19 protein-coding genes and 2 tRNA genes are annotated in these 19,514 nt (G+C 65.2%); 16 read left to right on the forward strand and 5 right to left on the reverse strand.

Annotation, left to right across the window (positions count from 1 at the left end; translation table 11 throughout):
• Positions 1 to 28: 28 nt before the first annotated feature.
• On the reverse strand, positions 29 to 1,528 hold the full coding sequence (locus tag AC6I9R_RS01520; protein ID WP_461426867.1) for a glucan biosynthesis protein G: 1,500 nt from the start codon (positions 1,526 to 1,528) through the stop codon (positions 29 to 31).
• 169 nt (positions 1,529 to 1,697) lie between these two features.
• Here AC6I9R_RS01520 and AC6I9R_RS01525 point away from each other — a divergent pair, with 169 nt between their 5' ends.
• Genes AC6I9R_RS01525 through AC6I9R_RS01560 form a run of 8 tightly spaced genes read left to right on the forward strand, consistent with a single transcriptional unit; the run spans position 1,698 to position 10,125 of the window.
• Complete coding sequence (locus AC6I9R_RS01525; protein ID WP_461426866.1) at positions 1,698 to 2,426, forward strand: CDP-alcohol phosphatidyltransferase family protein; 729 nt, start codon at positions 1,698 to 1,700, stop codon at positions 2,424 to 2,426.
• Positions 2,423 to 4,042, forward strand: coding sequence for a sulfatase (locus tag AC6I9R_RS01530; RefSeq protein WP_461426865.1), 1,620 nt, complete (start codon positions 2,423 to 2,425; stop codon positions 4,040 to 4,042). Before AC6I9R_RS01525 ends, AC6I9R_RS01530 begins: the two co-directional genes overlap by 4 nt.
• The gene (locus AC6I9R_RS01535) at positions 4,039 to 4,974 is read left to right on the forward strand and encodes a lysylphosphatidylglycerol synthase transmembrane domain-containing protein (RefSeq protein WP_461426864.1); all 936 of its coding nucleotides are present in this window, start codon (positions 4,039 to 4,041) and stop codon (positions 4,972 to 4,974) included. The genes AC6I9R_RS01530 and AC6I9R_RS01535 overlap by 4 nt, the downstream gene beginning before the upstream one ends.
• Before the next feature lie 49 nt (positions 4,975 to 5,023).
• Entirely contained in the window at positions 5,024 to 6,016 is a 993-nt protein-coding gene (locus AC6I9R_RS01540; protein WP_461426863.1) for an ABC transporter substrate-binding protein, read from the forward strand.
• 3 nt (positions 6,017 to 6,019) lie between these two features.
• Entirely contained in the window at positions 6,020 to 6,811 is a 792-nt protein-coding gene (locus AC6I9R_RS01545) for an ABC transporter ATP-binding protein (protein WP_461426862.1), read from the forward strand.
• Positions 6,808 to 8,358 carry an ABC transporter permease gene (locus tag AC6I9R_RS01550; protein WP_461426861.1) on the forward strand — a complete coding sequence of 517 codons (1,551 nt, stop codon included), beginning with the start codon at positions 6,808 to 6,810 and terminating at the stop codon, positions 8,356 to 8,358. The genes AC6I9R_RS01545 and AC6I9R_RS01550 overlap by 4 nt, the downstream gene beginning before the upstream one ends.
• Complete coding sequence (locus AC6I9R_RS01555) at positions 8,355 to 9,398, forward strand: glycosyltransferase family 4 protein (RefSeq protein ID WP_461426860.1); 1,044 nt, start codon at positions 8,355 to 8,357, stop codon at positions 9,396 to 9,398. Before AC6I9R_RS01550 ends, AC6I9R_RS01555 begins: the two co-directional genes overlap by 4 nt.
• Positions 9,391 to 10,125, forward strand: coding sequence for an FkbM family methyltransferase (locus AC6I9R_RS01560; RefSeq protein WP_461426858.1), 735 nt, complete (start codon positions 9,391 to 9,393; stop codon positions 10,123 to 10,125). The genes AC6I9R_RS01555 and AC6I9R_RS01560 overlap by 8 nt, the downstream gene beginning before the upstream one ends.
• Here the strand turns inward: AC6I9R_RS01560 and AC6I9R_RS01565 are convergent.
• Positions 10,120 to 10,196: transfer RNA gene (locus tag AC6I9R_RS01565), tRNA-Arg, on the reverse strand. The genes AC6I9R_RS01560 and AC6I9R_RS01565 overlap by 6 nt on opposite strands.
• 143 nt (positions 10,197 to 10,339) lie before the next feature.
• On the opposite strand from AC6I9R_RS01565, the gene AC6I9R_RS01570 reads away from it, so the two are divergent.
• Both AC6I9R_RS01570 and AC6I9R_RS01575 read left to right on the forward strand, forming a co-directional pair.
• Positions 10,340 to 11,326 carry a LacI family DNA-binding transcriptional regulator gene (locus AC6I9R_RS01570; protein WP_461426857.1) on the forward strand — a complete coding sequence of 329 codons (987 nt, stop codon included), beginning with the start codon at positions 10,340 to 10,342 and terminating at the stop codon, positions 11,324 to 11,326.
• Between the two features lie 136 nt (positions 11,327 to 11,462).
• On the forward strand, positions 11,463 to 12,275 hold the full coding sequence (locus tag AC6I9R_RS01575) for a hypothetical protein (protein WP_461426856.1): 813 nt from the start codon (positions 11,463 to 11,465) through the stop codon (positions 12,273 to 12,275).
• Between the two features lie 13 nt (positions 12,276 to 12,288).
• On the opposite strand, the gene AC6I9R_RS01580 is transcribed toward AC6I9R_RS01575, so the two are convergent.
• From AC6I9R_RS01580 to AC6I9R_RS01590, 3 genes are all read right to left on the reverse strand, one after another.
• The gene (locus AC6I9R_RS01580) at positions 12,289 to 13,419 is read right to left on the reverse strand and encodes a Hint domain-containing protein (protein ID WP_461426855.1); all 1,131 of its coding nucleotides are present in this window, start codon (positions 13,417 to 13,419) and stop codon (positions 12,289 to 12,291) included.
• A gap of 111 nt (positions 13,420 to 13,530) precedes the next feature.
• Positions 13,531 to 14,943, reverse strand: a complete 1,413-nt coding sequence (locus AC6I9R_RS01585) for an L-serine ammonia-lyase (protein WP_461426854.1) — start codon at positions 14,941 to 14,943, stop codon at positions 13,531 to 13,533.
• Between the two features lie 213 nt (positions 14,944 to 15,156).
• Positions 15,157 to 15,232, reverse strand: a tRNA-Lys gene (locus AC6I9R_RS01590).
• Between the two features lie 109 nt (positions 15,233 to 15,341).
• On the opposite strand from AC6I9R_RS01590, the gene dapF reads away from it, so the two are divergent.
• From dapF to AC6I9R_RS01620, 6 genes are read left to right on the forward strand one after another with little or no spacing between them, the layout of a single operon-like run.
• Entirely contained in the window at positions 15,342 to 16,187 is an 846-nt protein-coding gene (gene dapF, locus AC6I9R_RS01595) for a diaminopimelate epimerase (protein WP_461426853.1), read from the forward strand.
• Positions 16,184 to 17,431, forward strand: a complete 1,248-nt coding sequence (gene mtaB, locus AC6I9R_RS01600; RefSeq protein ID WP_461426852.1) for a tRNA (N(6)-L-threonylcarbamoyladenosine(37)-C(2))-methylthiotransferase MtaB — start codon at positions 16,184 to 16,186, stop codon at positions 17,429 to 17,431. The genes dapF and mtaB overlap by 4 nt, the downstream gene beginning before the upstream one ends.
• 28 nt (positions 17,432 to 17,459) lie before the next feature.
• Complete coding sequence (locus tag AC6I9R_RS01605; RefSeq protein ID WP_461426851.1) at positions 17,460 to 18,113, forward strand: FMN-binding negative transcriptional regulator; 654 nt, start codon at positions 17,460 to 17,462, stop codon at positions 18,111 to 18,113.
• A 30-nt stretch (positions 18,114 to 18,143) separates the two neighbouring features.
• The gene (locus AC6I9R_RS01610; protein WP_461426850.1) at positions 18,144 to 18,425 is read left to right on the forward strand and encodes a hypothetical protein; all 282 of its coding nucleotides are present in this window, start codon (positions 18,144 to 18,146) and stop codon (positions 18,423 to 18,425) included.
• 17 nt (positions 18,426 to 18,442) lie between these two features.
• Positions 18,443 to 19,042: a glutathione S-transferase gene (locus AC6I9R_RS01615; protein WP_461427072.1), complete on the forward strand. Its 600-nt coding sequence runs from the start codon at positions 18,443 to 18,445 to the stop codon at positions 19,040 to 19,042.
• On the forward strand, positions 19,039 to 19,467 hold the full coding sequence (locus tag AC6I9R_RS01620; RefSeq protein ID WP_461426849.1) for a GNAT family N-acetyltransferase: 429 nt from the start codon (positions 19,039 to 19,041) through the stop codon (positions 19,465 to 19,467). Before AC6I9R_RS01615 ends, AC6I9R_RS01620 begins: the two co-directional genes overlap by 4 nt.
• The last annotated feature ends 47 nt before the right edge of the window (positions 19,468 to 19,514 follow it).

Below are 19,514 nucleotides of genomic sequence, written 5' to 3' on the forward strand. Positions count from 1 at the left end.
GCCGTGTGTCAACTAAAGTGGACAGGTATCAGACGCCGCCGTCGCGTTTACGGGTCCAGCGGTGCAGCCAGACCGGGCTGACGGGGACCCCCGCGTCGTCGCGAAGCACCAAGCGCAGCTCCAGCGCCTCTGCGTCGCCGGGGGTCAGCACGAAGGTCACGCGGGTGCCGCGCCCGTCGGGTAGAGCGAAAAGGCTGGTGCCCGCGATGGCGTCCGCCGCCCCGCCGTAAGCCGCAACGTCGGCCATCAGCCCTTCGGGCGCGGTGTCGAAATCAATCACGAAACGGCGGGTGGTGGGAAATTCATGCTCGCGCCCGCTGCGCGATTGCAGGACCTGCATGGCGACGTTGGGGGCGTCCAGCGTCCAGGTCAGCCGGTAGTCGAAGCGGTGCTCGCTTCCGGCCTCCAGGGGCGCGGAGGGACGCCAGAATGCGACGATATTGTCGAGGAATTCGGTGCTTGTCGGGATCTCTACCAGCATGACAGCCCCGTCGCCCCAGTCGCCAAGGGGCTCGACCACTGCGGCGGGGCGGTTCTGGTAATGGGCTTCGGTATCCTCGAAATCCTCATACGCACGGGTGGTTTGATAAAGGCCGAAACAGGCGGGGCCGGTGTCTGCGAAGGCCGAGGTTTCGACCCGCGTGGGGTTGGTGATGGGGCGCCAAAGATGCTCTCCGGCGCCGTTTTCGATGTAGAGGACATTGCTGTCATGGACGCGGGGCCGGAAATCATCGGAGGCCGCGCCATGCATCGGCCCTTTGAGGAACATCGACGTCAGCGGCGCGATCCCGATGGTCTCAAGCCGCACGCGCGGGAAAAGCGTGACCGAGACATCCATCACCGTGTCCGTGCCCGGGGTGATCGTCATGGCGACGTGGCCAGAAAGCGACGGGCTGTCCATCAACGCCTCCAGCGCGATCCTGCCCTCGGCGCCCTCATCCAGGCGCAGATGAGTGAAACGCGGGAATTCTTCGGGCTCGGCGCCGCCGGTGCCAAGGGCCACGGCGCGGGCAGAGAGGCCGTAGGCCATCGCTTCGCCGATGGCGCGGAAGTAGCTGGCGCCTTGAAAAACAGCGACCTCGTCCATCACGCCGGGCGTGTTCAGCGGATAGCGCACGCGCATGCCGGAAAAGCCCGCACCGGGGGAGGTGGCGGGGATCTCGTCGAAGTAACGAGGCTCAAACGTGAAGAGGTCTGGCGTCAACGGCAGGTCTTGCAGCGTGCCGTCCACGCGCCGTTCAACCGTAACGGGCTCGGTGAAATAAAGGCCGGGGGGCAGAAGGTCGACGACGAAATCCTCCCCTTGGGGCAGGGCAGCGGCGCGGCCATCGATGGGGCGGATCCCGCGATAGGCGTTGTAATCCAGGCCCGCGAAGGGGGCGGGCAAAGTGCCGGAGGGGGGCACATAGGGCGCGGTCGCCAGCGCGCGCGCGGCATCAAGAAGCGAGCGTTCCCCCTGCGCAAAAACGCGGGTTGGCATTGGCGTGAGGCTCGCGGCCATCAGAGACAGAAGGGTGCGACGGTCCATCGGCTCTCCCTCAGCGGCACTGGCGCGAAAACGCCGGTATCAGATCCGGTATCAGAAAAGTCATTTTCGCAGGGCCCTTCCATGGGTTAACAGTTGCCGCTCGCGCGGCGCGGGTCAATTTAACGTCAGATCCATTAAGCGAATTAGATCAAAGCGGGCAAAGCAACTCATGGTGATCTCCAACAAAACCACGGACGCCGCAGGGATCTCGCCCAGCGTGTCGGTGCAGTTTGCGTGTGTGGGGATTGTGGGCGCGGTCCTGGGCAGCGCGCTGGCATGGGCTTTGGTTGCGGACCTGAGCGCCGTGCTGACGGGCCTCGCGCTTTACGTGGTCGTCATGGCGGTGGCCTTGGCGGGCCTGACAACGGGGTTTCCGCACCGGGTCATTGGCCTGTGCAATGTCGCGACGATTGCGCGGTTGATGCTGGTCTCCGTCCTGGTGGCCGCGCTTGTGGCGCCCGCCGCGCCGCCTTGGCCGGTGTTTGCCGTGGCGGTGCTGGCCTTCACGCTCGACGGCCTCGATGGGTGGCTGGCGCGTCGCGGGGGGCGGGCGTCGGCATTTGGGGCGCGGTTCGATATGGAGGTCGACTCGGCCCTGGCCTTGGTCCTGGCGCTTTTGGCGTGGCAAAGCGGGGCCGTTGGCGCCTATGTCATCATCCTCGGCCTGCCCCGCTACGCCTTCTGGATCGCGCAATTTCCCTTTCCCTGGCTGAACGGTGACCTGCCAGAGCGTTTCAGCCGCAAGGTCGTGTGCGTCGTGCAGATCTCGGCGCTGATCCTGGCGTTGCTCCCGGTGGTCCCCGCGACCGTCGCAAGCCTCTGCACAGGCCTCGCCGCCGTGGCGCTGATCTGGTCTTTCTGGCTGGACGTGCGCGTCCTGCGGGGGGCTGGCGCTTGAGGATCGCGCAGCTTGCCGCGGCGGCGCTGATCCTGCACCTCGTGTTGATCCAGCCCAATCACCCCAATGCCCTGTCCTGGGGCGCCTTGTGGGTCTTCCCGCTAGAGCTTCCGGCGATCCTGCTGGCCATGGTGGCGCTTGGGGATCGCCCGTGGGCGCGCTGGGTGCGGGTCGCCTTGACCGTCGTGCTGACCCTGATCGTGATCCTCAAGACCGCGGATCTTGTCAGCATCAGCGCCCTGTCGCGCGGGTTCAACCCCGTTGCCGACCTGCCGCTGATCGAGGCTTTTATCCGGTTGCTGTCAGGAACCGTTGGGCCTGTCCTGACGGGCCTTGCCGTGATGGGCGCCTTGCTTGCGGTCGTCTTGGTCGCTTGGCTGATCTGGTGGGCGACCGGCACTTGGTCGCGGGTGGCTCTGCCGCGTCTCGGCGCGCGGGCGACGGGCGTGGGCGCGGTGCTGGCCACCGGTCTGGTGATCGCAGAGGCGGGCCAGACCATGGACCGCTGGGACCTGCCCATGACACCGCCCGGCACCGCCTTCAGCGCCCGCATCGCGGCAGAGCGGGTGGACATCGTGCAACGCACCCTCACGGAGCTTCGCGCGTTCCGCGACGATGTGGTCAACGACCCGTTCACCGGCGCGGAGGGGCTCTTTGCCGCCATCGACCGCGACGTGCTGGTGATCTTCATCGAAAGCTATGGCCGCACGAGCCACGACACGCCTTTCTTTGCCGACCTGCATCGCGAGACCTTGGCCGCTTACAGCACCCGCCTGGATGATCTGGGCCTCTCCGTTCAGTCCGGCTTCCTCGGCTCTCCCACCCATGGCGGCCAAAGCTGGCTGGCCCATGCCACGGTGGCCAACGGCATGTGGATCGACAACCAGGTCAGCTACCGCGCGGCCCTGGCCAGCGGTCGCGAGACCTTGTTTCACCACGCCGCCAATGCGGGCCTGCGCACCGCGACCGTGATGCCGCAGATCACGCTGGATTGGCCCGAGGCTTTGGTGATGGGGTTTGAGGATATCCTCGTCTTCGATGACCTGGGCTACGCGGGTCTGCCGTTCAACTGGGTCACGATGCCGGATCAATACACGCTGTCGGCGCTGGACCGCCTGCTGCGCGACGGCAGCGACCCCCGGCACCTCTTTGCGCAGGTGGCGCTGATATCCTCCCATGCGCCCTGGGTGCCCGTGCCCGACATCCTGCCGTGGGAGGACATCGGCGACGGCACGGTGTTCAACGATGTCGCCGCCTCCGGCGACCCGCCCGCCGTCGTCTGGCGCGACTATGACCGCGTCCGCGCGCAATACCGCCTTGCCGTGGATTACGCCCTGCAAGCGGTGTTCGAATACGCGATCCTCCATGCCGATGATCCGCCGTTGATGATCATCATGGGCGATCACCAAACCGGCGACCGCTTTGGCCTTGATGCGCGGCGCGAGGTGCCGGTTCACATCGTCGGACCCGCGCATCTTGTCACCCCGCTAAACCAAATTGCCCCCAGCGGCGGACTTCTGCCGGGGCCAGAGGTCGCCGTGGTGCCGATGGACGCGGTGCGTGATATCGTGCTGCAAGCCTATTCCGATGTGCCGCAAGAAAGGGAAAGCGAGTGACACGTCCCGCCGTTCCCAACTGGCTGATCCGAGCGCTTCAGGTCGCGGCGCTGCTGGTCATCGCGGCCCTGCTGTGGCGTGCCGTGGATTGGCGCGAAGCGCTTGCGCTGCTGCAATCAGCCGATCCCCGCTGGCTGGTAGCCGCTGCACTGGCGCTCACGGCGCAAACGGTACTTTCGGCCCTACGCTGGCGGATGACGGCAGCGCGGCTGGGGATCGATATCCTGGTGCCCGAGGCGCTGCGCGAATACTACCTGAGCCAAGTGGTGAACCAATCCCTGCCCGGCGGGGTCGTTGGCGACGCCGGCCGCGCCGTGCGTGCGCGCGGGCAGGCAGGCCTTCTGGCCTCGGGCCAGGCCGTGGTGTTCGAGCGGGTGGCGGGCCAGCTTGGATTGCTCGCGTTGCTGGCACTTGGGCTGATTTTCGCGCTGCTGATGCCAACCGGGATGACCTGGCCAATGTGGCTCATCGTGCCGGTGCTTACGGGCACCCTCGCGCTGATCTTTATTGCCGCAGTGCTGTGGATGCGCACCCCTGCCGACACGGCCCTCGGGCGCGGCATCCGCAGCTTTCGCCACGCTGTGCTGGCGCGCGAGGTCTTGCCGCAACAGACGGCCCTCAGCCTTGGCACCGCGCTCTGCAACATTGCCGCCTTCGGCTTCTGCGCCGTGGCGCTTGGCGTTGCGTTACCGCTTCTCGCGGCCCTCGCCCTGGTCCCGTTGATCCTGTTCGCAATGGTCCTGCCGCTGTCGGTCAGCGGTTGGGGCCTGCGCGAGGGCGCGGCGACAATGCTGTTCCCGCTGATCGGCGCCTCGATGAGCGAGGGCCTGGCCGTCAGCGTCGCCTTTGGCCTCGTGTTCCTCGCCACCGTCGTCCCGGGCCTTGTTCTGACCTGGCTGCGACCAAACGCACCTGTGTTTGGACGGCGGTGAGCTAAATCATTAACAAAACAACAGAGATTTCTATGGAGACTGAAACTAGATGACCCATTCCAATGGCCTCACCCGTCGCCACGTCCTTGCTACCGGGGCCGCGGCCCTTGGCGCGGCCGCTTTCGCGCCGCGCATGGCTTTTGCGCAAAGCCAAGTGAGCCTGCAGTTGTCCTGGCTGCATTCGACGCAATTCGCAGGCAGCTACATCGCCCTTGATCGCGGCTTCTGGCGCGATGCGGGGCTGGAGGTGTCGTTGCTGCCTGGCGGCCCGAACGCGCCGGTGGAGCCTCCGGTGGTGGCGGGCACGGCGCTGGTCGGCATTTCGGCGGCGGATTACACCGCAGCCGCCGTGGCCGAGGGCGCGCCGTTCAAGATCATTGGCGTGGCCATGCAGAACAACCCGTTTGCGATCACCTCGCTCACGGCGAACCCGGTGAACGTGCCGGCTGATCTGGAAGGCAAGCGCATCGGCATGGCGTTGGCCAACACGCCCGTCCTGCGCGCGCTCTGCACGCTGAACGACGTGGATTTCGACGCCATCGAAGTGATCCCGACGCAGTATTCGCCCCAGCCCCTCGTCGCTGGAGAGGTTGATTGTTTGCTCAGCTGGGAAACCGATCTGCCCGTCGCCCTCACCGTGCAGGGCATCGACAACACGACGATGCTGCTCGCCGATCATGGCTATGCGGTCCATTCGCAGACGTACATTGCGACCGAAGACAGCCTCGCCAACCGCCGGGACGAGATCGTGGCGCTGATGGCGGGCGAAGTCGCCGGGTGGGACGCGTACCGCGCCGATACGGAGGCCGCGACCGACCTGACCCTGGCGATGTTCCCCGACGCAGGCCTCGACCGTGAAACGCAGCTTTTGCAAGCCGCGCGGCAGGTGCCGCTGATGTTCTCGGACCTGACCGATGCCAACGGCTTTGGCTGGTGGACGGAGGAGACTGTCGCCGCGAATATCGAGACGCTGGCGCTTCTGGATCGGACCGTGACGGCGGACCTTTGGGACCGTTCGATCCTCGAAGAGGTCCACGGGTAAGCGATGTCCTCCCCCCCGTCATCCGAGGTGATCTGCACAGGGCTCTCCAAGACCTACCCCGGCGGGGTGGCGGCGGTGCAGCCCCTGGACCTGACGCTGCACGCGGCCCAGACGACGGCCTTGGTCGGCCCCTCGGGGTGCGGCAAGTCGACGGTCCTGCGGATGATCGCGGGGCTGGAGGTGCCCTCGGGCGGTGCCGTCACCATCGGCGGCGCCCCACCGGCGGACACCTTGTCCAAGGCCGGGCTGTCGGTTGCCTTCCAGGACCCGTCCCTGCTGCCCTGGCGGTCCGTGCGCGGCAATATCGAGCTGGCGCTGACGCTGGCTCGGCAAAAGGTGGACCCGGCAGAGGTGGATCAATTGATCCAGCTCGTAGGGCTCTCGGGCTTTGCCGACACCCGACCGGCAGAGCTGTCGGGCGGGATGCGCCAGCGCGCGGCCATGGCGCGGGCCCTCGCGACACGGCCCGGGTTGCTGTTGCTCGATGAGCCATTCGGCGCAGTGGATGAGCTGACGCGCCAACAACTGGCCCATGACCTGCCGGGAATTTGGGAGGCGCGCGGGACCACGACCCTGCTGGTCACACATTCCGTCAGCGAGGCGGTGATGCTCTGTGATCGGGTGATCGTTCTGTCCCCGCGCCCGGCACGGATTGTCGCGGATATCCCGGTAGATCTACCGCGTCCAAGGCGATCCGAAATCCGGCGCGGGCCTGAATTCACCGAGATCGTGGAAAGCGTCTTCACCGCCCTATCAAGCGGCATGGCCGAGACCCTGCCCAAGGCGGCGCAATGATCGCTTTGGCCGCCCCCCGGCGGGTGCCCTGGGTGGGGCCGGTGCTGGTTGTGCTGCTGTGGGAGGTTCTGGCGCGCGCCCTGGTGGACGCCTTTGTGCTGGCCGCCCCCTCGGCAATCCTGTCTTACCTCTATCAGAACGCGGGCCTCATGACCCGCGCCTTGATCGAGACGCTGACAAACGCCCTCGCGGGGTTCGTCCTTGGCAACCTCGCCGCAGTCATTTTGGCCATCTTCGCCATCGTCCTGCCCCGCAGTGACGCGATGGTCCGGGGCCTGGCCCTTGTGGTCTTCTGCCTGCCTCTGGTCGCCACCGGGCCGATCCTGCGGGTGGTCTTCGGCCCCGGCGACGGGCCCCAGATCGTGCTGTCGGCCCTGGCGGTCTACTACACCACCCTGATCCCGCTCTTGGTCGGCCTGCGCGCCTTGCCGTCCGGGTGGCTCGACCTTGTCCAAAGCTACGGGCGCGGCCGGATGGCGGCGCTGGTCCACGTGCGGGCCATGGCGGCCTTGCCATACTTCGTCGCAGGCCTTCAGATCGCCGCCCCCGCCGCGTTTCTGGGCGCCATGGTCGGCGAGTTCACCGGGGCCGAGCGTGGCATGGGCGTTCTGACGATCCGCGCGATGCGGGGCATGGATGTGGAGATGACATGGGCCTTGGCCGTCGTCGCGACGGCGGTGGCTGTCCTTGGCTATGCGGCGATAGGATGGATCGCGCGCAAGGCGTTGCGGGACGAGCCGCCGGTCATTCTGGCCCCGCCCCAGGTCGGACAGCGGGGCAATGCTTGGGTGACGCTGCTGGGCGTCACGGCGGTCCTGCTGGTGCTCTGGTGGGGCGGCTTGCAGGTGCTGGGCGTCAGCCCGTTCTTCGCTAAGGGCCCGGTGGAGGTCTTCGATGCCCTGTTCCTGGCCCCTGACGCTGCGATAACCCGCGCGACCCTGGGGGCGTCACTTGGCGAAACCGCGGTGTTTCTTTTGCCCGGCTATTCGGCTGGGTTGGGCGCAGGCGCGCTCCTCGCGATGCTCTTGGTTGTGGCACCGTCCGTTGCGGGCACGGCGATGCCCCTGGCGATTGCCCTGCGCTCGGTCCCGATCATCACGACCGCGCCGCTCGTGGTTTTGGTGGCCGGGCGGGGGGCCGTTGGCACCATCGTGCTGGTAGCGATCATGGTGTTCTTCCCCACCTTCGTCGCCTGCCTCCACGGCCTCCGCCAGGCACCGGGCCGGGCAATCGACGTCATGCGCAGCTATGCCGCCACCCCTTGGGATGTCCTGGTCCGCGTGCGCATCCCAGCGATGCTGCCCGCCTTCTTCGCCGCTGCGCGGATGAACGTTCCCGCCTCGATCCTCGCCGTGACGGTCGTCGAATGGCTGGCGACGGGCAACGGCATCGGCAGCCTCATGGCGCTGTCGGCCTCGCAATCGGATTACGACATGTTGTGGAGTTCCGTGGTCCTCGTCGCCGTCCTCTCATCGCTCGGCTACGCGGGCGTCGGCTGGCTAGAGCGTCGGGTCCTCAGCCGCTACGCGCCGGAGCAATTGGCATGAGACAAGCAGCCTTTGCGATCCCCGGTGACATAAACACCGTGACCGGCGGCTACATCTATGAACGTCGCCTGTTGGAAGAGCTTCGCACCCTCGGCCATGACGTGGCCCATATCCAACTTGGGCCCTCCTTCCCCGACCCCTCGCCCCAAGACATGGCCGATGCGGTCGCCCAACTGGCGGCGCTGGACCCCGCCCGCGCGCTGATCCTGGACGGGCTGGTCTATGGCTCCATCGCGACAGAAGGCCTCGCGCGGGTGAACGCGCCGATTGTCGCGATGATCCACCATCCTTTGGCGTTCGAGACCGGGCTGGACGCGGCCCGGCGCGACCATCTGTTTCAGACCGAAAAGGCCAACCTCGCCCTTGCTCAACGGGTGCTTGTCCCCAGCCCCCACACGGCGCAGATCCTGCGCAATGACTATGGCGTGCCGGGCGACAAGATCACCGTCGCGCGGCCCGGCACCGATGTGAAAGGCGGCACGCCCACGCCCGCCACTCCGCCGCTTGTCCTGTCGGTCGGGCTGCAACACCCGCGCAAGGGGCACGACGTTCTGCTGAAAGCTCTGGCCGAGGTGCGCGACCTGCCGTGGCGGGCGGCGATTGCGGGCGGCGTGCATGACGCGGCCCATGCCACGCTCCTGGCGCAGATGGTCGAAGACCTCGGCCTTTCAGACCGGATTTCGCTTTTGGGACGCGTGCCGCAGGACGCGTTGGATGGCCTCTTTGCGACCGCCTCCATCTTCGCGCTGGCCACCCGGTACGAGGGCTATGGCATGGTCTTTGACGAAGCACTGGCCTGGGGCCTGCCCATTGTCACCTGCGCCACCGGCGCGGTGCCCGATACCGTGCCCAAAGGCGCGGGCCTGCTGGTGGCCCCGGACAATGTGGGCGAGCTTTCCGGCGCCCTGGCCCGCATGTTGACCGACACCGCGCTGCGGGGCCGCATGGCCCGCGCGGCACTGCGCGCCGGGTCCGAATTGCCGACATGGCAAGACACCGCGCGCGTCGCGGGCGGCGTTCTGGATCGCCTCCATGCGTAGCGCGATTGGCCGATCCTTCGATGTCTACTACCGGGATGCCGCGCGCACCCTGCGGATGGACCGATTGAACGCGGCCTTCGTCGGCCCCGGAGATCTCGCCTTCGATATCGGCGCCCATGTCGGCGACCGCACCGCCAGTTTCCGCCGCCTCGGCGCCCGTGTCGTCACGTTAGAGCCGCAGCCCAACGTCTTCCGGGCCCTGCGCCTGATCCACGGACACGACCGCGACGTTGTGCTGCGGCGCGAAGCGGCAGGGGCCGAGGTTGGGCAGATCGACATCCACCTCAACACCCAGAACCCCACAGTCTCCACCGCGTCGCGCGCCCTGATCGAGGCCGCCCCCGGGTCAGAGGCCTGGGCAGACCAACAGTGGGATCAGACGATCCGCGTGCCCATGACCACGCTCGATCATCTTATCGCAACCCACGGCCTTCCGTCGTTCATCAAGATCGATGTGGAGGGGCACGAGGCGGAAGTCCTCGCAGGCCTCGCCACCCCCGTCCGCGCCCTGTCATTCGAGTTCACCACAATCCAGCGCGACGTCGCTACCGCCTGCCTCAAGCGCCTCACCACCCTCGGAGACTACACCTTCGCCCTCAGCCTCGGCGAAGACCACGCCTTGCAGGAAGACGGTTGGACCACCGCCAAGACCATGGCCAAAACGCTACAAAACCTGCCCACATCCGCCAATTCCGGCGACGTCTACGCACGCCTGAAGGCTTGGTGACCCCGGCAGGATTCGAACCTGCAACCTGCCCCTTAGGAGGGGGCTGCTCTATCCAGTTGAGCCACGGGGCCAGCGACTTCCGTTTTGGGTGATTTGCGCCGCGCCCGCAAGCGCTTGCGCAGGGGTCACTTGCGCGCGTATCAAGATGTGGTAGCGCTCACAATCCGAGGACACGACATTGCGCGGACGCAATCCTTTTGACGGCAAGCCCCAGATGACCCTGCGGGACGTGGCCGATGCGGCGTCGGTCAGCGAAATGACGGTCAGCCGGGTGCTTCGGAACCGGGGCGATGTGTCGGACAAGACCCGCGAGCGGGTTTTTGAGGCGGCGCGCACGTTGGGCTACGTGCCCAACAAGATCGCGGGCGCCCTGGCGTCGAACCGGGTGAACCTCGTGGGTGTCGTGATCCCATCGCTGTCGAACATGGTGTTCCCGGACGTTCTGCACGGCATCGGCGGGGCGCTGAATGGCACCGATTTGCAGCCGGTGGTCGGGACCTCTCAGTATGACCCTCAGCAAGAGGAAAAGGTCATCTACGAGATGCTCAGCTGGCGTCCCTCGGGCCTGATCGTGGCAGGGTTGGAGCATACCGATGCCGCTTGTGCGATGATGCGCAATGCCGGCGTGCCGGTGGTCGAGGTCATGGACGTCGACGGTGATCCGGTGGCCGCTGCCGTGGGCATCAGCCATGAGGCGGCGGGGCGCGCCATGGCCACGGAGATCGTGGCGCGGGGCTACAAGAATATCGGGTATCTGGGGTCCTCCTCCACCGCGGACGCGCGGGCGCAGAAGCGGTTTCGGGGGTTCGAGGCCGGGCTGGCTGAGGCCGGGCTGACCCTGGCTGACAGCATCTTTTACGACGGCAATTCCGGGTTCGGGACCGGGCGAAAGATGACGCAGGCATTGTTAGAGCGCACGCCAGGGTTAGATTTTCTTTACTACAATACCGATATGAACGCCGCCGGCGGGCTGCTCTACTGCCTTGAAAAGGGGATGGATATTCCGGGCCAGATCGGACTGGCTGGATTCAATTCCTTTGAAGTCCTCGACGGTATGCCGATGCGGATCGCCACCATGGACAGCCAGCGCGAGGCTATTGGTCGCCGCGCGGCTGAACTGATGGTCGCCAATGAACTGACCGACGAAATCGTGCGTCTGGAGCCAGAGTTCATCCCCGGCGACACCATGCGCCAGGCCTGATCCACGGCCCCAGACCGGCGAAGCCGACTTGATCGAGCCGCGTAAATCGATCAATGTTGCGCAAAATAGCCTGGGGCCACGACGCCCGGGGCAAAACCATAAGTGCACACAAGTGCACGTCTTTGAGGAAAATCGAATGGTGCGAAAGCCTAGCAAACCGAGGGCCAGCACGGCCAAAACGAAGAAGGCCGCGCCCAAATCGCGCGCCGCGACCAAGGCGAGTTTGCCCCCCTCGAACCCCGAAATCCTGACCAATCGCTTCCCGGCGGGCGAGATGAACGATCTCGCCATCAAGTACCACACCGACAAAAGCTCGGAGCACCATGACTACATGCGCCTGTATGAGTTCATGCTGGCGCCGCTGCGCTATGAAGAATTCACCCTGCTGGAGCTGGGCGTCGGCATTCCCAGCCGCGAAGCGCCCTCGCTTCGGGTGTGGCGGGACTACTTCCCCAAGGCCCAGATCGTCGGCGTCGACATTCGTGAGATTTCCAAGAATTTCGAGGGCGAGAGGATCTCGGTCGAGATCGGCGATTGTTCGGACCCGCAGTTCCTGACCGACGTGTTCAATAAGTACAAACCCCATGTCATCATCGACGACGCCAGCCACATGTGGTCGCACCAGATCATCGGCCTGCGCACATTGATGCCGCTTTTGCCGCCGGGCGGCATCTACTTCATCGAGGATCTGCAAACCAGTTTCTGGAAGGACAGCGAATACGCGGACGCGCCGGAAGACACCGTCTCGTTCCTCGGGCGGTTGATGGACGACGTTTTGGGAAGCCACAAAGGCCGCAGCATCAGTGACCCGGAAGAGTTTGAGCTGGCCTCCTACGTCGACAATTTCTTCGTGACCCAGAAGCTGATTGGCATGAACAAACGGCTCGTGCCCCATCCCCGCGGTCAGCGCGCCGCGCGAAAGTCCCGCAAGGCCGCCGCGGAAGCGTAAGCCAACCCCGCGCCTAGGCCGAAGCGCGCGCGTCCACCGGCCGTTTCAAAGCTGGTTTCGGCGGGGCGCGTCGCTGCAGGCGCTTAAGGTCGATGTGCCACCGAAGCGGCGCACCGTCGGGCTGATTTGACATCGCACGCAACTGGCGCACCGCCTCGCCCACCCTCAACGTCGGGCGCGCGCAGGGCCCGTTGATCGGCGTAGGCCCGTTTTCGGGCACGCGAAACAGGCTCCAGACATGCATCCGTTGCAACAGGGGGATGGCAGACAGTGCCATCTTTCCCAGAAGCATCGATTCTGAAAACGCGCCATTGGCCCGAATGATATCGTGGTGGCCCAGGGCGATATGCGCCCATTGGATCCGGTCAAACGGGGCCACATGGGCGATGCCGGGCAGGGACGTCAGCGCCTTTGCCGGAACGAAAACTGGCTCGGGGAACAGATGCGCCAACTGCCCGTGGCCGCCCACCAGGATCCGGTGCTGCGCCGAAACCGTCAGGTCCACCACAGGATGATCCGGGCCAAGGGCCTGGGCGTTGATCCGTACCGGTTGCTGATCCACCCGGGCAGAGCGCAGGCATTGGGTCGAAAAACTCATCCACTTGATCGGCACAGCGCCGCGATCAACGGTCAAAACCATGTCGCCCCCACGGAGCGATTCAATCCTTCTCAGCCCGTCGGCACAGTCGATCAGTGTGCCAAAGGCAAAGCAGGTGCTTGCGGCGTAGCTGCTGGATGACCGATCACTGGTGTAAAATCCGGCAGGTTGGCCAGGGCCTGCCCCACTGTTATCGTACCATTGTTGCAGGTCGAAATTGGGCGTCCAGACGATCTGAAACAGCTCTCCGGTGATCGAATTGGTGCCCTCGAACACCACGATGCCCTGTTCGCCGCCCCAATCGTCAGACCGGATGACAGTCGCATCCTCGATCTGGCCGCCGCCATCGCCACTCCAGGAAATGTCATAGGTTTCCCCGGGCTCGAAGGTATAGGGGTCCGGGTCCCCTGCATTGGAAGAGATGCTCAGGTTCGTGCTCGAACTGGGCGGGTCGTCAAAATAGCTCAGCCCATCTTGTGCACCGATGTTCGATCCGCTCGCCGTGGCGAATGAGCTATCGGGCGGCGTAAAGGTGACAGTTGACATGCGCAGGCTCCCCCAAAGAGTGGGGGGCATACTCACCGGAACCTGTTAACCGCGGGTTGGGCGCAAAGCGCTATCTGCCTAGGATTTAAAGCGGATTTAGCGACGATGTGATCAGCATTGGGGCAAGTTTACCGCCAGCCCGCCCAGGCTGGTTTCTTTATACTTGGTGTTCATGTCGAGGCCGGTCTGCCGCATCGCCTCGATGCAATTGTCCAGCGGCATGAAGTGCGTGCCATCCCCGCGCAGCGCCAGTGACGCAGCCGATACGGCCTTGATCGCACCCAACCCGTTACGCTCGATGCAGGGAACCTGCACGAGGCCGCCAACGGGGTCACAGGTCATGCCCATGTGATGTTCCAACGCGATCTCGGCGGCGTTCTCGATCTGCATGTTGGTGCCGCCCAGCGCGGCGCACAGGCCGGCAGCCGCCATCGCAGACGCGCTGCCCACCTCGCCCTGGCATCCCACTTCGGCGCCCGAGATAGAGGCGTTGTGCTTGATCAACCCGCCAATCGCGGCGGCGGTCATCATGAAATCGCGCAGGCCCTCTTCCGTGGCGCCAATGCAATGGTCCCGGTAGTAGCGCAGAACCGCAGGCACCACGCCCGCCGCCCCATTGGTGGGCGAGGTCACGACCCGGCCCCCGGCGGCGTTCTCCTCATTCACCGCCATGGCGTAAACGCTCAGCCAATCGTTAGCGACATGGGGCTGCGCCTGGTTGGTGCCCGCCTCGGCGCGCAACTGCTCATAGATCGCCTTGGCGCGGCGTTTCACATAAAGCCCGCCGGGCAGCTCGCCTTCCATCCGCAGGCCCCGGTCGATGCAATCGTCCATGGCCTTCCACACGGTATAAAGGCGGGTTTTGACCTGGTCGCGCGGCGCAAAGGCGGCCTCATTGTCCCACTTCATCTGGGCGATGGATTTGCCGGTTTTCGCGCCCATCTCCAGCATTTCGGCGGCAGAGCCAAATGGATGGGGAAACCCCGCTTCTTCCTTCTCGGCATGAAGCGCCTCGGGCCCGTCGCCCTGGGCGTTCAGCTCTTTTTCGGTGACGACAAAACCGCCGCCGATGGAGTAATAGGTTTCCTCCAGATACAGGTTCCCCGCGGTGTCAAATGCGCGCAGGACCATGCCGTTGGCGTGGCCGGGCAGCGTCTCGTCGTAATCGAAGATCAGGTCCGTGTCCGGGGCGAACTTCAGCGGTGCCAGGCCGGGCGGCGTAACCTCGCCCGAGGCGCGGATCTGCGCCTCCAACGCCTCAGCCTGGTCGGGGTCCAGGGTTGCGGGCTCAAACCCCGCAAACCCCAGGATCACCGCGCGATCGGTGGCGTGGCCCTTGCCGGTGAACGCCAATGAGCCGTGGAGCGTGCAGCCAAGCCCCCCAAGGTCCCCCGCGCCGGGCTCCTTCTCGCGACCCGCGCGCAGGTCATCCAGAAACCGCGCAGCCGCGCTCATCGGGCCCATGGTGTGGGAAGAGGAAGGGCCGACGCCGACCTTGAAGATGTCGAAGATGCTCAGAAACATGGGGCTTGGCGTACCCCGATTTGCCCCGATTCCCAAGCGGTATGACCGACGGGCCGTGCATCAATAGCGACGGTGCGGAAGATAACCCGCACTCAGGTAGCGTGAATGGCGATAACGCAAAAAGACTCACGCGCTCAAGCAACTCGAATGACGGTAGCGCATAGACCCGCGCTCAAGTAGCCCGAAGGGCGGTAGCGCATAATAGGGAGAAAATGGTGAGCCCTGCAGGATTCGAACCTGCGACAAATTGATTAAAAGTCAACTGCTCTACCAACTGAGCTAAGGGCCCGCTCAAGGGCCGTTGATTAGGGGCGTGCCTCAGAGTCGTCAAGTCAAAATCCCGGCCGCCTCCGGGAAAGCGGCGATGGGGTCTTTGAACTGAGCGTGGCGTCACGTATATGCGGCAAATGCCCGATCTGAACACATATCCCGGCTTGCCGTTCCTGAAGATGCATGGCCTTGGCAACGATTTCGTTGTCATCGACGCGCGCGGTGTGGAACGTGCGGTCACGCCTGCCCTGGCGCGCGCGCTGGGCGACCGGCATCGCGGCGTGGGGTTTGACCAGCTCGCGGTGATCGAGGCGGGGACAGACAGCGACCTTATGCTGACGTTCTGGAACGCCGATGGCTCCACCGCGGGCGCCTGCGGGAATGCCACCCGCTGCATCGCCCGGCGCGAGATGGAGCTGACCGGCAAACACCGCATCACGCTCCGGACCGAGCGCGGGTTGTTGGAGGCGGTGGACGCCGGCAACGGCATGACGTCGGTGAACATGGGCCATCCGGTGATGAACTGGAAAGGCATCCCGCTGAAAGGCGCGTGCGACACCTTGAGCCTTCCAATCGATGGCAACCCTGTCGCCACCGGCATGGGCAACCCCCATTGCACGTTCTTCGTGCCCGATGCCGACGCCGTGGACCTGACGACCTTGGGCGCAAAATATGAACGCCACCCCCTGTTTCCCGAACGCACCAACGTGCAGTTCGCCCATGTGATCGCCCCCGATCACCTGCGCATGCGGGTGTGGGAACGGGGCGTTGGCATCACGCTGGCCTCCGGCTCCTCGTCCTGCGCGGTCGCCGTGTCCGCCGCGCGGCGCGGGCTGACGGGGCGGTCCGTCAAGCTGACGCTGGACGGCGGAGAGATCCACATCGACTGGCGCGATGACGGCGTCTGGATGACCGGGGCCACGGCCCATGTCTTCTCGGGCGAACTCACGCCCGCCTTCCTCGACGCCCTATGACCGCCCCGGTCTTCCATACCCTCGGCTGCCGCCTCAACGCCTATGAGACAGAGGCGATGCGCGAGATGACCACCCAGGCGGGCCTCGAAAACGCGGTCGTCGTCAACACCTGCGCCGTCACCGCCGAGGCCGTGCGCAAGGCCCGCCAGGAAATCCGCAAACTCCGCCGCGACAACCCCACCGCCAAGCTCATCGTCACCGGCTGCGCCGCCCAGACCGAACCCCAGACGTTCGAACAAATGGACGAGGTCGACCTCGTCCTCGGCAATACCGAAAAGATGGACCCCGCAACCTGGGCGACACTCGACCTGATCGGGGACACGGAAAAGGTCCAGGTCAACGACATCATGTCGGTCACCGAAACGGCCGAGCATCTGATCGACGGCTTCGGCACCCGCTCCCGCGCCTACGTGCAGGTGCAAAACGGCTGTGACCACCGCTGCACCTTCTGCATTATTCCCTACGGACGCGGCAATTCCCGCTCTGTCCCCGCGGGCGTCGTGGTGGACCAGATCAAACGCCTCGTGGATCGCGGATATAACGAGGTGGTGCTGACCGGCGTCGACATGACCTCTTGGGGCGCGGATCTGCCTGCCGCCCCCAAGCTCGGCGACCTGATCCTGCGCATCCTCAAACTGGTGCCGGACCTGCCGCGCCTGCGGATCAGCTCCATCGATAGCATCGAAGTCGACGATGCCCTGATGCAGGCCATCGCGACGGAACCGCGCCTGATGCCGCATCTGCACCTGTCGCTCCAGCACGGCGACGACCTGATCCTCAAACGCATGAAACGCCGCCACCTGCGCGATGACGCCATCCGCTTCTGCGAAGACGCGCGGCGTCTCCGCCCCGATATCACCTTCGGCGCGGACATCATCGCGGGCTTCCCGACAGAGACGGACGCGCACTTTGAGAACTCGCTTAAACTGGTGTCGGAATGTGATCTGACGTGGCTCCACGTCTTCCCCTACAGCGCCCGCGAAGGCACGCCCGCCGCGAAAATGCCCGCCGTCGATGGCCCCACGATCAAGGCCCGCGCAAAACGGCTTCGCGCCCAAGGGGAAAAGGCAGTGCAGGCTCACCTATCCAAACAGATAGGGCAATTGCACAACATCCTGATGGAAAACCCCAAAATGGGGCGGACCGAACAGTTTACGGAGGTGCTTTTCCACGTGGATCAGCAAGAAGGCCGTATCGTCAGTAAGAGCATCGCCGGGCAGAACGGGCGCCAGTTGTTGGCGTGACGGCGCCCGACACGTCACGAGGTCGCCCATGCATCCGAACCCCGCGTTCCGCCAAGAGCCTGCCTTCACCAACATCGCCATGTGCCAGAAACGGGGCTTCGGGATGCTGTGTCTGAACGGTGACCCGGCGCCGATGATCTCTCACGTGCCGTTCTTTCTGGATGAGGCGGGGCAAATGGCCGAGCTGCATCTGGTGCGCTCCAACCCCATCGCGCGCCATGTGACACGGGCCACGCCTGCGGTGATCGCGGTGAACGGCCCCGATGGTTATGTCTCGCCCGATTGGTACGAGACCCCCGATCAGGTGCCGACGTGGAACTACGTCGCCATCCACCTGCGCGGCGTCCTGCACCCGATGGACGGCGGCCTGATGCGGGAGCATCTGGACAGGCTGTCCGGCCATTTCGAGGGGCGTCTTGCGCCCAAGCCGATCTGGACCACCGACAAGATGTCCGACGATGCGTTGGAACGCATGATGCGGCAGATCCTGCCCTTCCGGTTCGAGGTGCAGGAGGTCGAGGGGACCTGGAAGCTGAACCAGAACAAACCCGATGCCGCACGCGCGGGCGCGGCGGAGGCGATCAAGCAAAGCCCCATCGGGCACGAGGTCGAAACCCTCGGCGCCTTGATGACCGGCGGCGTGCCGTCAATTGATAAGGACGCGCCGCTCACCTATATTTGAGGGATCACTCTGCAACAGAGGACGATTTACATGGCGCTCAATATCCCCCCGATGGCTTTTGTGGTCCTGCGCTATGGTGCCGTCGCCGTAGCTGGCTTTGCCGCCGCTCGCTGGGCCCCTCGCGGTTCCTTTTCCCCCGCCGTGGAGGCCGAGATGAACGCCGCCCCCGATGGGGTGCAGCTCTGCAAGGCCCCCGGGCAGCTTGCTGCCTCGGGCAAAATCACTAAGACCTTGCGGCTCGGGCGAATTGGTCCGAAGTTTCGCGTCGATGGGACGGCGCTGGCCCGTCTGCGGTTAAGACGACTCACATAAGTGGATACTCGGACATGATTGAACTTCTGGGCTCTGATGCCTCTCCCTTCGTGCGCAAAGCGCGGGTTTTGGTGGCCGAGGCGGGCATCACCGATGTGCCTTACGTCCAGGTCACGGCCACGCCGATGGGCGGGGAAGACCGCCTGAACTCCGCCAATCCCCTGGGCAAGATCCCCGCGCTGGTGCGCGAAGGCGGCCCCACGATCTACGACAGCAATGTCGTCTGCCGCTTCCTCGATGACCGCGCGGGTGCGGGTCTCTATCCGGCAGAGCGGCTTTGGGAAACGCTGACCCTGGAGGCCACGGGTGACGGCATCATGGAGGCCGCCGTTGGCATCGTCTATGAGCAGCGCCTGCGCCCGGAAGAGCTGTGGTGGAACGACTGGTTCGATGCGCAATGGGTCAAGGTCACGCGCTCGCTTGATGGGTTGGAGCGGCAATGGATGAGCCACCTCTACGGCCCCCTCGACATGGGCCAGATCAGCGTCGCCTGCGCGCTCGGGTATCTCGACCTGCGCCACTCAGACCGCGACTGGCGCGCCGGGCGCGATGCATTGGCCGCCTGGTATAAGCGGTTCGCCGAGCGTCCCTCGATGGTGGATACCGCCCCTGAATGAAGATCGCCGTGGCCGACACCGACGCCGCGCGGCAGGCCTGTTTCGACATCCGCCGCGCGGTCTTCATCGAAGAACAGCAGATCCCCGAGGCCGAGGAATGGGATGCCGATGACGCCACCTGCCTGCATTACCTTGCAGGTGAGGGTTCCAAAAACGGCGCAGGCACCGCGCGGATCATCGCCAAGGGTGACAGCGCCAAGATCGGGCGGGTTGCCGTGGTGCAGGCGCATAGGGGCACAGGCCTTGGGGCTAAGATCATGCGGGCGCTCATGGATGACGCCCGCGCGCGCGGCTTCAAAACGGCCGAGCTGGAATCCCAGGTCTACGCGATCCCCTTCTACGAGCGCCTGGGCTTTGTCGCCGAGGGGCCGGAATACGACGACGGCTCCGGCATAATGCACCGTCTGATGCGCGCAACCCTGTAGGGCGGGGGTCACCCAGCCGTTTGAGGACTCGCCAAACGCCCATGTTC

This window comes from Gymnodinialimonas sp., from assembly GCF_059726805.1.